Genomic DNA, 13,069 nt, shown 5'->3' with positions numbered 1-13,069 from the left:
CGCGAACGCGGGGATCCAACTTAAGTACTTGATTCAACATGGATTCCCGTGTTCGCGGGAATGACTCGGCAGATGGTTTTGTGCTAAAAAATATGGCATCTTAGATAGGTAACTAATCAGGAGTAGTTTTATCTTTTATCGGCTTTCTGATGAAGCCGGTACAGCGTTCCTGATACCTTTGATCTGGCGGCGCGCACGCCAGGTCGCCCAATCCTCCATTTTCCCTCGGTTCTAAGGTAATCTGAAAAAGATCCTTGACTCCAGTTTTAGTCTGACTATAATTTCCGACGCCTGACTGATGAAACAGCCGCCGTAGTCACGATCGCTTTGCCATATCAAATAGATAAATATTAAAAAATACCATCAGGCTAGCGTGGCATAGATCGCGCTGCCTGATCTTGTGAGACACCAGGTACAGGCCGGAGACAACGAATGGAAATACCAGAGCTGGGGAAGTCGATCCGCACGCGGCGCCACGCCATCAACAAGACGCTGGTGGAACTCGCCACTGAAACCGGCTTGACCGCAGGCTTCATTTCACAGCTGGAGCGTAACCTGACCAGCCCCTCGATCACTTCGCTGGTGGTGATTGCCAAGGCACTGGGCGTATCGATCGGCGACCTGATCCAGCAGCCGGCGCAATTGCAGCCCGATACCTATCGCGGCCAACGCCAGCCGTATTCGGTGGCCAGCGGCCGCGTCAAATATGAACGGCTGTCGACGGTGTTCCCCGGCAGCCAGGTGCATTCCGTCAAATTCACGATGCCGGCCGGCTACAAGTCGGAAATGGTCTCGCACGAAGGCGATGAAATGATCTTCGTGCTCAGCGGCCGCGTCGGTTATACGGTCGGCACCGACAATTACCTGCTGAATGTCGGCGACAGCCTGCATTTTGACGCCAACATTCCTCACAGTATCGAATCGCTGCCGCATGAAAACCAGGTCGCCGAAGTGATCTGGGTCGGCACCGTGTCCTTGTTCGACGGCCCGCAAACGCCGGAGCCCAAGGAGCAGAAACATCTGCTGCGTGGTACGGAATTCTTTTGACGGCCTGGCCCGAGGGCTATTCCGGCTGCCTTGTGGCATGGTTTTTGCACCACTAAAAAGGTGTTTTCGGCAGTGTTATTTCAATAATTGCAGCGTAATGGAGTGGTAATGGGAATGGCGATGGGACGCAGGACATATCGGGATTTGAGTGAGCAGTCATTCGGCAAGGATTGCCGCGGCAGCGTAGGCGCGCCGCGAGGCCGTCATGTTTGAGGCGGCGGTTTATACCCAGCGGCGACGCCAGCTGAAGCAGCAGTTTTCCTCCGGCTTGCTGTTATTGCCGGGTAACGTCGATGTCTCCATGAATTATTTGCACAATCATTATTGGTTTCGCCAGGATTCATCGTTTTCCTATTTCTTCGGCTTGGATCAGCCGGGTCTCGCTGGCTTGATCGATATTGAGGCCGATGCCGACATCCTGTTTGGCGACGATCCCGGCCTGGCCGACATGATCTGGGACGGGCCGCAGGATAGCTTTGCGCAGCGTGCCCAAGCCGCAGGCGTTCGGCGCACGCAGCCTTACGGCGCTCTGGCCGAAACGGTGGCGCAGGCGCGCCGCCAGGGCCGCACGATTCACTACCTGCCGCCGTATCGCGGCGAAACCATATTGGAACTGGCTGCGCTGCTGGACTGCACGCCGGCGCAATGCCAGGCTGGCGCTTCCGAGAGTTTGATGGCGGCGGTGATCGCTCTGCGGGAAATCAAGAGCGAGGCCGAAATCGCGGAAATCGAAAGCGCTCTCAGCGTCACCCGCGACATGCACGTCGCCGCCATGCGGCTGGCAAAAGCGGACACTTTTGAATATCAGACGGTGGCGGCAATGGAAGGCATCATGCGCAGCCATCACCTGCAAAACGCTTACCCGATGATTTTTTCGCGCAGCGGCGAAATTTTGCACAACCGCAGCCATCACAACCGCTTGCAGGCGGGCGATCTGGTGGTCAACGATTCCGGCGCTTCCAGCGCCCTCGGTTATGCCAGCGACATCACCCGCACCTTCCCGGTCGGGGGGCGTTTCAGCGAGCGCCAGCGCAGCCTGTACGAGATCGTGCTGGCGGCGCAGCTGTTCGCCATCGGCCTGATGCGTCCGGGGGTGTCTTATCTGGAAGTGCACAAGCAAGCCGCCCGCCATATGGTGGCGGCGATGTCCGAGCTCGGTTTCTTTCATGGCACGCCGGAACAAGTGGTCGAGTCCGGCGCTTACGCGATCTGCTTCCCGCACGGCCTCGGCCATCAGGTGGGGCTGGACGTGCACGATATGGAGGGACTCGGCGAAATCCGGGTCGGTTACGACGCCAGCGTCAGCCGCAGCGAATTGTTCGGGCTGCGTAATCTGCGCCTGGCCAAACCGTTGCAAGCGGGCATGGTGGTGACGGTGGAGCCGGGCATGTATTTTATTCCGTTGCTGATCCAGCGCTGGCAGGCGGAAGCGCGCCACAGCACACTGATCAATTATGAAAAATTCGGCGAGTACCTGGATTTTGGCGGCATCCGGATTGAAGACGATGTGCTGGTGACTAGTTCCGGCGCGCGCGTGCTAGGGCCGGCGATCCCCAAAACCTGTGCCGAGATTGAGGCCTTGATGGCTGCCTGAGCTAGCTGTTGTGATTGTAATGTGAGCATGCAGCATAAGACCGGCATGGAGATGTACTGAACATTCATGCTTGTGCACTTGATGTGAATTGTTGTTAAATGCATCAGCTTCACCATAACCTAACGAAAGAGACCTATGATGAAAAGAAAATTGCTTGCCAAGGCCGCGCTGCTCGCCGTCATGTGCGCTACCGCCGGTTATGCGACAGCCGCCAAGACCCTGGTGTTTTGCTCGGAAAGTAGCCCGGAGGGCTTTAATCCCCAGTTGTACACCACCGGCACGACTTTCGATGCGTCGTCGGTGCCGATGTACAACCGCCTGGTCGAATTCGAACTGGGCACCACCAAGCCGATTCCCGGTCTGGCCGAATCCTGGACCGTGTCCGATGACGGCCTGACCTATACATTCAAGCTACGCAAGGGCGTCAAGTTCCACAGTAGCGCCAAGTTCAAGCCGACCCGCGATTTCAACGCCGACGACGTGCTGTTCTCGTTCAACCGCATGGGCGACGCCAACCATCCGTACCACAAGCTTGCCGCCGGCCAGAGCTTCGGCTACTACCTCGACATGGGCATGGACAAGATCATCGACAAGGTGGAAAAGGTCGACGACAACACCGTGGTCTTCAAGCTGAAGCATCCGGAAGCGCCGTTCATCGCCGATCTGGGCATGGATTTCGCCTCTATCCTGTCGTCCGAATACGCCGACAACATGAAGAAGGCCGGTACGCCGGAAGTGATCGACCGCGAGCCTGTCGGCACCGGTCCGTTCCAGTTCGTCTCTTACCAAAAAGACGCCGTGATCCGCTACAAGGCCTTCGACCCTTATTGGGGCGGCCGGCCGAAACTGGATAACCTGATCTACGCTATCACGCCGGATGCATCGGTGCGCTACGCCAAGCTCAAGGCCAATGAATGCCAGGTGATGGCGTACCCGAAACCGGCCGACATCGAGCTGATGAAAGCCGATCCGGCTATCACCATGATGACCAAGCCGGGCTTGAACATCGGTTACATCTCGTTCAATGTCGAGAAAAAACCGTTCGACAACAAGCTGGTGCGCCAGGCGTTGAATATGGCTGTCGACAAGGCAACCATCCTCAAGACGGTCTACCAGGGTGCAGGCGTCCCGGCCAAGAACCCGATCCCGCCGACGCTGTGGGGCTATAACGACAAGATCGTGGATTACACCTACGATCCGGTCAAGGCCAAGGCATTGTTGGCCAAGGCCGGCTATCCGAACGGCGTGGAAGTCGAGATGTGGTACCTGCCGGTGACCCGTCCCTACAACCCGGACGGCAAGCGCATGGCGGAACTGATCCAGGCTGACTGGGCCAAGATCGGTGTCAAGACCAAGCTGACGACCTACGAATGGACCGAGTACCTGAAGCGCAGCAAACAAGGCGACCAGCAATCGATGATGTTCGGCTGGTCCGGCGACAACGGCGATCCGGATAATTTCTTCGCACCGTTGCTGGGCTGCGAAGGCGTCAAGGGCGGCGGCAACACCGCACGCTGGTGCAACAAGGATTATGAAGCCCTGATCCAGAAAGCCAAACTGACGCCGAAGCAGGATGAGCGCGCCAAGCTGTACGAGCAAGCGCAAGTGATCCTGCATGAAGAAGCGCCATGGATCGACCTGGCGCATTCGGTGCGCTTTACGCCGATCCGCAAGGAAGTGCTGAACTTCAAGATGGCGGTGTTCGCGCACCATCATTTCGAGAAGGTCGACCTGGCCGGCAAGTAAGGTTGTAGCGGGGCAGGGCTGCCTGGCGCATTTGCAGTAGCGCGCAGGCGGGTCCTGCCCCGTTTTTGTAGTACTTGTAATCTGGTGCTCGCTTAGTTTTAGTGTTCGCTATTTTTAATCACGATAGGCATTCCCATGTTTGGATTCCTCCTGCGTCGTGTCGGCCTGGTCATTCCGACCTTTCTCGGCATCACGCTGCTGGTGTTTTTATTGATACATCTGATCCCCGGCAACGCCGTCGAAGCCATGTCCGGCGAGCGCGGCATGGACCCGGCCCGTTATGCGCAAATGGCGCATGACCTCGGACTCGACCAGCCGATCTACATGCAGTACTTCAACTACCTGGGGAACCTGTTCAAGGGCGACCTCGGCATGTCGATCATGACCCACACTTCGGTGATGAGCGAATTCAAGACGCTGTTCCCGGCGACGCTGGAACTGTCCTTTTGCGCGATCCTGTTTGCGCTGATTATCGGCTTGCCGGCCGGCATACTGGCCGCCCTGAAGCGCAATACCGTGCTCGATTATTCGGTGATGGGCGCTTCGCTGACCGGTTATTCGATGCCGGTGTTCTGGTGGGCCTTGCTGTTGATTCTGCTGTTTTCCGTGACGCTCGGCTGGACCCCGGTCTCGGGCCGCATCGACATCCTGTTCGACGTGCCGCCGGTCACCGGCTTCATGCTGATCGACAGTTTGTTGTCGGACGATAGCGGCGCCTTCAAATCGGCGCTGTCGCATCTGATCCTGCCTACCATTGCACTCGGCACCATCCCTCTGGCCGTGATTGCGCGCATGACGCGCTCCGCCATGCTGGAAGTCTTGCGTGAAGATTATGTACGCACCGCGCGCGCCAAAGGGCTCTCGCCCTGGCGCGTAGTCGGCATCCACGCGTTCCGCAATGCGCTGATTCCGGTGGTCACTGTGGTCGGCCTGCAGGTCGGCACCTTGCTGGCCGGTGCGATCCTGACGGAAACCATTTTCTCCTGGCCCGGCATCGGCAAGTGGCTGGTGGCGGCGATCCAACGGCGCGATTATCCGGTAGTGCAGGGCGGCATCCTGCTGTCGGCGATCACCATCATCCTCGTCAACCTGGCCGTCGACCTGCTGTACGGCGTAATCAATCCACGTATTCGCCACCGCTCATGAACAATGTAAATACAACGCAGGCGCCCGCGCCGCAAGCCGCTCCCTCGCCGAACACGGCCGCCAGCGCGCCACCGCATCCGCTGCGTGAATTCTGGGGCTATTTCAGCCAGAACCGCGGCGCGGTGATCGGCCTGGCGGTCATCGTCGCGATGGTCTTGATGGCGCTGTTTGCCGATATCATCGCACCGCATTCACCAATCGAACAGTTCCGCCAGTCGACCCTGGTGCCGCCGGTATGGCAAACGGGCGGCAGCAGCCAGTTCCTGCTCGGCACCGATCCGGTCGGACGCGACATGCTGTCGCGCCTGATCCATGGCGTCCGCCTGTCGCTGCTGATCGGGCTGGTCTCGATCTCGCTCTCGCTCACTACCGGCGTACTGCTGGGTTTGCTGGCCGGTTATTTCCGCGGCATGGTGGAAATCGCCATCATGCGCTTGATGGACATCATGCTGGCGTTGCCGAGCCTGCTGCTGGCGATTGCCGTGGTGGCGATTCTCGGCCCTGGCCTGATGAATGCGATGTATGCGATTGCGGTGGTGATGCTGCCGCACTATGCGCGGCAAACGCGGGCCGCAGTGATCGGCGAAATGTCGCGCGACTATGTCAGCGCTTCACGCATCGCCGGCGCCGGCACCTTGCGCATCATGTTCAACTGCGTGTTGCCGAACTGCCTGGCGCCATTGATCGTGCAAGCCACGCTCGGCTTTTCGTCGGCCATCCTGGATGCAGCGGCGCTCGGCTTCCTCGGCATGGGCGCGCAACCGCCGACGCCCGAATGGGGCTCGATGCTGGCCAGCGCCATGGAATTCATCCAGAGCGCATGGTGGGTAGTGGCCTTCCCAGGCCTGGCGATCCTGATCTCGGTGCTGGCGTTCAATTTGATGGGTGACGGTTTGCGCGATGCGCTCGACCCGAAACTGAAACGATAAGGTTGATATGGCACTCTTAGAAATCAAACAGCTGCGGGTCGAATTCGGTTCGACGGCGGCGCCGTTTACCGCGGTGGACGGACTGGACCTGAGCATCGAAGCCGGCGAAGTGGTCGGCATCGTCGGTGAATCCGGTTCCGGTAAGAGCGTCACCTCGCTGGCCTTGATGGGGTTGATCGATTATCCGGGCCGGGTCAATGGCGAGCGCATGGCTTTCGACGGCCGCGATTTGCTGACCATGTCGGAGAAACAAAGGCGCGGTTTGCTAGGCAAGGACATCGCGATGATTTTCCAGGATCCGATGACCAGCCTGAATCCGTCTTTCACGGTGGCCTACCAGTTGATGGAAACCCTGCGCGTGCATCAGGGCGGATCGAAGAAGGAATTGCGCGCCAAAGCGCTGACCTTGCTGAAGCAGGTCGACATTCCCGATCCCGAGCGCCGACTGGACGCTTATCCGCACCAATTGTCGGGCGGGATGAGCCAGCGCGTGATGGTGGCGATCGCCATCGCCTGCAATCCGCGCTTGCTGATCGCCGATGAGCCAACCACCGCGCTGGACGTCACGGTGCAGGCGCAAATGCTGGAACTGCTGCTGCAACTGCAGCGCGACCGCGGCATGGCGCTGATGCTGATCACCCATGACCTGAGTGTGGTGGCGCAAACCGCGCAGCGGGTGATGGTGATGTATGCCGGGCAAGTGGTGGAGACCGGCCGCGTGCCGGATATTTTCAACGCGCCCAAGCATCCTTATACCCAGGCGCTGCTGGCGGCACTGCCCGAGCACAATATCGGCCGCGCCCGTTTGCAAACCATTCCTGGCGTCGTGCCGGGTCAGTACGACCGGCCCGCTGGTTGCCTGCTCAGCCCGCGATGCGCCTATGCGCAAGATATCTGCCGCCAGGTGCGGCCGGAATTGCTGGGCGCAGCGCAGGATCAAGTGCGCTGCCATTTCCCGCTCGACGCGGGCGGTCTGCCGACCAACGGCTGGCCCGGAATAAAAACAGCAGCGTTAAGCGGGACCGCATGATGACGAATTCCAATATAAACAATACAGGCAGCGGCGCCAATCCGGCCGTCTTGCTCGAAGCTAAAAATCTGGTCAAGCATTACAGCGTATCCCAGGGTTTGTTCAAACCGAAAGCGACTGCGCGCGCGCTGGACGGCGTTTCATTCGCGCTGCAACCGGGTAAAACCCTGGCGGTGGTGGGCGAGTCCGGCTGTGGCAAATCGACCCTGGCGCGCCAGATCACCATGATCGAACCGCCCACCGGCGGCGAGTTGTGGATGGACGGCGCCAATATCGCCGACGCCGATCACGCCACCCTGAAACGCGTGCGGCCGCTGGTGCAGATGGTGTTCCAGAATCCTTACGCCAGCCTCAACCCGCGCAAGAAAGTCGGGCAGATGCTGGAAGAGCCGCTGATCATCAATACCGGGTTGAACAACAGCGAACGCGCAGACAAAGCGCGGGCGATGATGGCCAAGGTCGGTCTGCGGCCGGAACACTACGGCCGTTATCCGCACATGTTTTCCGGCGGCCAGCGGCAGCGGGTGGCGATTGCGCGCGCACTGATGCTGGATCCCAAGGTGATCGTGGCCGACGAGCCGGTTTCTGCGCTCGACGTCTCGATCCAGGCGCAGGTGCTGAACCTGCTGATGGATTTGCAGCAAGCCAGCAGTGTCGCCTATCTGTTTATCTCGCACAACCTGTCGGTGGTCGAACATATCGCCGACGATGTGCTGGTGATGTATCTCGGGAAGACCGTCGAGCATGGCAGCAAGCAGCAGGTTTTCAGCCGTCCGCTGCATCCTTACACCAAGGCGCTGCTGGCCAGCACGCCACGCATCGATCCGGCCCAGCGCCAGCAAAAAATGATGCTGCCGGGCGAACTGCCATCGCCATTGGCGCCGCCGCCGGGCTGCAGCTTTAACAACCGTTGCCCCCATGCGGTGGAACGTTGTCGACAGGAAGTCCCGCTCCTGCGCATGTTTGACGACAGGCTGGCGGCTTGTCACCGGCTTGAAGAAATCGGCTGACGGCGGCTCGGACGCGGGTATTGGACTTGCAAATTTGGTTTCGACCGGGCATGTGATAATAAGCATGATTTTTTGATAGCGTGAACCGCGAAGGAACTTGCCATGCAGCTCGTTGATTTTCCCCATCTTGATCAACTGATTGCCTTGCGGCGCGACATTCATGCCCATCCAGAGTTGGCGTATGAGGAGCGGCGCACAGCAGAACTGGTCGCTACGACTTTGGAAAGTTGGGGGATTGCAGTCACGCGCGGAATTGGCAAAACCGGCGTGGTGGCAACCCTGAGCAACGGCAACAGCAAACGAGCAATCAGTTTGCGCGCCGACATGGATGCCTTGCCGATGCAAGAGGAAAATACAATGCCGCATCGATCGCGCCATGATGGTTGCATGCATGCTTGCGGCCATGATGGCCATACCGTGATGATGCTGGCGGCCGCCTGCCATCTGCAGGCTACGCGGCAATTCGATGGCACCGTCAATTTCATTTTCCAGCCGGCCGAAGAAGGCGGCAACGGTGCTTTGGCGATGGTGAACGACGGTTTGTTCGAACGCTTTCCTTGCGACGCGATATTTGGTATGCATAACTGGCCGGGATTGCCGGTCGGCGCCTTTGTTGCCGAACCCGGCGGCCGCGAGGCCAGTTGTAGCAGGTTCACCATCACGGTGCATGGCAAAGGCGGTCATGTCGGTACCCCGCATGTCACCACTGAGGCTTTGCTGGCGGTGGCGCAGATTGCCACCCAAATCCAGAACATCGTGGCACGCAATTTATCGCCTACGGACCCTGCTGTGGTGTCTGTCACCCGGCTTCAGGCTGGCAGCGCTTTCAATGTGATCCCGGACAGCGCCTGGCTCGGCGGTTCGGTGCGTACCTACGACGAACATGTCCTGCGAAAGATAGAAGAACGGTTGCGGCATATCGCTGAACATGTCGCGCATTCCTATGAATGCCGTATGGAATTTGTCTTCACGCGTGAAATGCCGGCAGTGATTAACGATTCTGCGGAAGCCGCCAGATGCCAGAGGGTTATCGAAGGCTGGCTGGGCGAGCAAGCATTGGTTGCCTTGCCGCCGCTGATGACATCGGAAGATTTTTCATTCATGCTCAATGAGCGGCCCGGGTGCTATGTGCTGATCGGCAATGGCAATGATGAACATCGCGCGCAGTATGACTTGTTGGGGCCATGTTCCTTGCACAACCCTCATTATGATTTCAACGATGCCTTGATTTCTTTGGGAGGATCGTTTTGGGTGCGTTTGGTGGAAGATTATTTGCCTGTTTCATGATGCATGATCGTTAGCGCAAACGGCAGATATAGCGATCTGATCTTACAAAGAAGCCAGAAAGAGACGCACAATGAAAAAAACAATCAATAAAAAACACAAATTGATTACTGGAATTGGCATGGCAGTAATTTTGTGCAGTGCCGTCAATGTCGCGTTTGCGGCTAAAACACTGGTGTTTTGCTCAGAAGGTAGCCCGGAAGGTTTCAACCCGCAGCTGTTCACCACCGGCACCACCTTCGATGCATCGTCGGTGCCTTTGTACAACCGGCTGGTGCAGTTTGAATTGGGCACCACCAAGATCATCCCGGCGCTGGCGCAATCCTGGACGGTCTCGGACGATGGCCTGTCCTATACCTTCAAGCTGCGCAAAGGCGTCAAGTTCCACAGCAGCGCCAAATTCAAGCCGAGCCGCGATTTCAACGCCGACGACGTGCTGTTTTCATTCAACCGCATGGCTGACGTCAACCATCCATTCCATAAACTGGCGACCGGCAGCAGCTTCAGCTACTTCCTCGACATGGGCATGGACAAGATCGTCGACAAGGTCAGCAAAACCGACGACACCATCGTGGTCTTCAAGCTGAAGCATCCGGAAGCGCCGTTCATCGCCAACCTCGGCATGGATTTCGCATCGATCCTGTCGGCCGAATATGCCGACAAGATGAAGGCGGCAGGCACCCCTGACGTGATCGACCGTGACCCTATCGGCACCGGCCCGTTCCAGTTCGTCTCCTACCAGAAAGATGCCGTGATCCGCTACAAGGCGTTCGATGCCTATTGGGATGGCCGGCCGAAACTGGATAGCTTGATTTTCGCGATCACGCCGGATGCTTCGGTGCGCTATGCCAAGCTCAAGGCCAATGAATGCCAGGTGATGGCGTTTCCCAAGCCGGCCGACATCGACCTGATGAAAACCGATCCGGCGATCACCTTGCTGACCAAGGAAGGCTTGAACGTCGGTTATATCTCGTTCAACGTAGAGAAAAGGCCGTTCGACAACAAGCTGCTGCGCCAGGCCCTGAACATGGCCACCGACAAGCAGACGATCCTGAAAACGGTCTATCAGGGCGCCGGCCAGATCGCCAAGAATCCGATCCCGCCGACGCTCTGGTCTTATGATGACCAGATCAAGGATTACGTCTACGATCCGGTCAAGGCCAAGGCCCTGCTGGCCAAGGCTGGTTATCCGAATGGCGTTGAAGTGGAGCTGTGGTATCTGCCGGTGACTCGCCCATACAATCCGGACGGCAAGCGCATGGCCGAACTGGTCCAGGCCGATTGGGCCAGGATCGGCGTCAAGGCGACGTTGAACACCTACGAATGGACCGAGTACCTGAAGCGCAGCAAGCAAGGCGTGCAGCAAGCGATGATGTTCGGCTGGTCGGGAGACAATGGCGATCCGGATAATTTCTTTGCGACCTTGCTAGGCTGCGAATCGGTGCGTAGCGGCGGCAATACGGCGCGCTGGTGCAACAAGGATTTCGAGGCGCTGATTCAAAAGGCCAAGCTCAGCACTAATCAAGTGGAGCGCAGCAAGCTGTACCAGCAGGCGCAGGTGGTCGTGCATGAAGAGGCGCCATGGATTCCGCTGGCGCATTCGCTGACGCATACGCCGATACGAAAGCAGGTCATCGGCTTCAAGATGTCGGCGTTCGCACTGCATGATTTCAGTAAAGTGGATTTAAGCAAGTAAGCCTGGCAGGCGGTGCTTGCGCACAGCGTAAGGTGTGAGGCCTTTCGCTGTGCTACTGGTTTTGTTGGTAATTTAATAATTTTCATTCGCTGAGATTGGCTGGCCGGGGAGCGGCCGGGCTTGGTACAATGACGTCTTATTCCTTCGTCTATTTACCTTAAGTCCATGATCGACATCCAACTTCTTCGCAAAGACATCGCCAGCGCCGCCGACCGTTTAGCCACGCGCAAATTCAAGCTCGACGTCAATAGCTTCAATGCCTTGGAAGCCGAGCGCAAGCAAATCCAGACCCGCACCGAAGAGCTGCAAAGCCAGCGCAACTCGCTGTCCAAGCAGATCGGCATGCTGAAAGGCAAGGGCGAAGACGCCTCCGCTGTGATGACTGAGGTTGCGGGTATAGCCGATGAACTGAAGGCCTCGGCCACTCGTCTGGACCAGGTGCAGGAGCAGGTCAGCACCTTCCTGCTGGCGGTGCCGAACCTGCCACACGAATCGGTGCCGGTCGGCGCCGATGAAGCCGCCAACGTCGAGGTGCGCAAAGTCGGCACGCCAGGCAGTTTCGATTTTGAAGTGCGCGATCATGTCGACATCGGCGCCGCCCTCGGCCTGGATTTCGACGTCGCCGCCAAGATCACCGGCTCGCGTTTCTCCGTCATGAAGGGCGGCATCGCCCGCCTGCACCGCGCCCTGGGCCAGTTCATGCTCGACACGCAGACCGCAGAGCATGGCTACACTGAATGCTATACGCCTTACATCGTCAACGCGGATTCATTGCGCGGCACCGGCCAGTTGCCGAAATTTGAAGAGGACCTGTTTGCCGTCAAGAAGGGCGGCCAGGAAGGCGAGCAGGCCGCTGATGCCGCCGCCTTGTATCTGATCCCGACGGCGGAAGTGCCGTTGACCAATATCGTGCGCGACGAAATCCTCGCCGGCGAAATTCTGCCGCTGAAGATGGTCGCGCATTCGCCCTGCTTCCGTTCGGAAGCAGGCAGCTACGGCCGCGACACCCGCGGCATGATCCGTCAACACCAGTTCGACAAGGTCGAAATGGTGCAGATCGCCCACCCGGAAAAATCCTACGAAGTGTTGGAAGAGATGGTCGGCCACGCCGAGAATATCCTGAAGAAACTCGGGCTGCCATATCGTGTGGTTTCTCTGTGCACCGGCGACATCGGTTTCGGCGCCGCCAAGACCTACGACCTGGAAGTCTGGCTGCCGGCGCAAAACACCTACCGTGAAATTTCTTCGATCTCCAACTTCGAAGCCTTCCAGGCCCGCCGCATGCAAGCCCGCTTCCGCAATGCACAAGGCAAGACCGAGCTGGTGCATACCTTGAACGGCTCAGGTCTGGCGGTTGGCCGCACCTTGGTGGCAATCCTGGAGAACTTCCAGCAGGCCGACGGCAGCGTGGAGATCCCGGCGGTGCTGCATCCCTACATGGGCGGCCTTACCAAGCTGAGTGCATAAGTAGTTGATTTGGCAGGATTATTTTCTTGACGAAGAGCATTGGAATTACCCGTGAAACCAGGGTGAAAAAAGGTTTTCCCTAGTCAAAAAAAGCCTGCTATAATCTTGCGCTTTGCTGCA

At 58.3% G+C, this 13,069-nt stretch carries 10 protein-coding genes; all 10 read left to right on the top strand.

What is annotated here, in order from left to right; genetic code table 11:
- Positions 1 to 432 precede the first annotated feature (432 nt).
- Positions 433 to 1,047 (top strand): XRE family transcriptional regulator, encoded by a 615-nt coding sequence (locus ABI171_RS13830; RefSeq protein ID WP_348093143.1) that lies wholly within the window; start codon positions 433 to 435, stop codon positions 1,045 to 1,047.
- A 205-nt stretch (positions 1,048 to 1,252) separates the two neighbouring features.
- Positions 1,253 to 2,641, top strand: a complete 1,389-nt coding sequence (locus ABI171_RS13825) for an aminopeptidase P family protein (RefSeq protein WP_348093142.1) — start codon at positions 1,253 to 1,255, stop codon at positions 2,639 to 2,641.
- Positions 2,642 to 2,779: 138 nt separating this feature from the next.
- Positions 2,780 to 4,387, top strand: a complete 1,608-nt coding sequence (locus ABI171_RS13820) for an ABC transporter substrate-binding protein (RefSeq protein ID WP_348093145.1) — start codon at positions 2,780 to 2,782, stop codon at positions 4,385 to 4,387.
- Positions 4,388 to 4,522: 135 nt separating this feature from the next.
- A complete protein-coding gene (locus ABI171_RS13815) occupies positions 4,523 to 5,533 on the top strand; it encodes an ABC transporter permease subunit (protein WP_348093141.1) in 1,011 nt (336 codons plus the stop codon).
- On the top strand, positions 5,530 to 6,462 hold the full coding sequence (locus ABI171_RS13810) for an ABC transporter permease subunit (protein WP_348093140.1): 933 nt from the start codon (positions 5,530 to 5,532) through the stop codon (positions 6,460 to 6,462). The genes ABI171_RS13815 and ABI171_RS13810 overlap by 4 nt, the downstream gene beginning before the upstream one ends.
- Before the next feature lie 7 nt (positions 6,463 to 6,469).
- On the top strand, positions 6,470 to 7,492 hold the full coding sequence (locus ABI171_RS13805) for an oligopeptide/dipeptide ABC transporter ATP-binding protein (protein ID WP_348093139.1): 1,023 nt from the start codon (positions 6,470 to 6,472) through the stop codon (positions 7,490 to 7,492).
- The gene (locus tag ABI171_RS13800; RefSeq protein WP_348093144.1) at positions 7,492 to 8,502 is read left to right on the top strand and encodes a peptide ABC transporter ATP-binding protein; all 1,011 of its coding nucleotides are present in this window, start codon (positions 7,492 to 7,494) and stop codon (positions 8,500 to 8,502) included. Before ABI171_RS13805 ends, ABI171_RS13800 begins: the two co-directional genes overlap by 1 nt.
- 102 nt (positions 8,503 to 8,604) lie before the next feature.
- Positions 8,605 to 9,789, top strand: coding sequence for a M20 aminoacylase family protein (locus ABI171_RS13795; protein WP_348093138.1), 1,185 nt, complete (start codon positions 8,605 to 8,607; stop codon positions 9,787 to 9,789).
- A 118-nt stretch (positions 9,790 to 9,907) separates the two neighbouring features.
- Positions 9,908 to 11,482 carry an ABC transporter substrate-binding protein gene (locus ABI171_RS13790; RefSeq protein WP_348093137.1) on the top strand — a complete coding sequence of 525 codons (1,575 nt, stop codon included), beginning with the start codon at positions 9,908 to 9,910 and terminating at the stop codon, positions 11,480 to 11,482.
- Positions 11,483 to 11,647: 165 nt separating this feature from the next.
- Complete coding sequence (serS, locus tag ABI171_RS13785) at positions 11,648 to 12,949, top strand: serine--tRNA ligase (protein WP_348093136.1); 1,302 nt, start codon at positions 11,648 to 11,650, stop codon at positions 12,947 to 12,949.
- Positions 12,950 to 13,069: the final 120 nt, after the last annotated feature.

It is taken from the genome of Collimonas sp. (genome assembly GCF_039923675.1).
Taxonomy (GTDB): domain Bacteria; phylum Pseudomonadota; class Gammaproteobacteria; order Burkholderiales; family Burkholderiaceae_D; genus Collimonas.
The sequence above is the reverse complement of the archived record's forward strand: the minus strand, read 5'-3'. Positions and strand labels throughout refer to the sequence as shown.

Coding starts and splice junctions, on each gene's coding strand:
- ABI171_RS13830 (WP_348093143.1), top strand. CDS start 433: ATGGAAATACCAGAGCTGGGGAAGTCGATCCGCACGCGGCGCCACGCC.
- ABI171_RS13825 (WP_348093142.1), top strand. CDS start 1,253: ATGTTTGAGGCGGCGGTTTATACCCAGCGGCGACGCCAGCTGAAGCAG.
- ABI171_RS13820 (WP_348093145.1), top strand. CDS start 2,780: ATGAAAAGAAAATTGCTTGCCAAGGCCGCGCTGCTCGCCGTCATGTGC.
- ABI171_RS13815 (WP_348093141.1), top strand. CDS start 4,523: ATGTTTGGATTCCTCCTGCGTCGTGTCGGCCTGGTCATTCCGACCTTT.
- ABI171_RS13810 (WP_348093140.1), top strand. CDS start 5,530: ATGAACAATGTAAATACAACGCAGGCGCCCGCGCCGCAAGCCGCTCCC.
- ABI171_RS13805 (WP_348093139.1), top strand. CDS start 6,470: ATGGCACTCTTAGAAATCAAACAGCTGCGGGTCGAATTCGGTTCGACG.
- ABI171_RS13800 (WP_348093144.1), top strand. CDS start 7,492: ATGACGAATTCCAATATAAACAATACAGGCAGCGGCGCCAATCCGGCC.
- ABI171_RS13795 (WP_348093138.1), top strand. CDS start 8,605: ATGCAGCTCGTTGATTTTCCCCATCTTGATCAACTGATTGCCTTGCGG.
- ABI171_RS13790 (WP_348093137.1), top strand. CDS start 9,908: ATGGCAGTAATTTTGTGCAGTGCCGTCAATGTCGCGTTTGCGGCTAAA.
- serS (WP_348093136.1), top strand. CDS start 11,648: ATGATCGACATCCAACTTCTTCGCAAAGACATCGCCAGCGCCGCCGAC.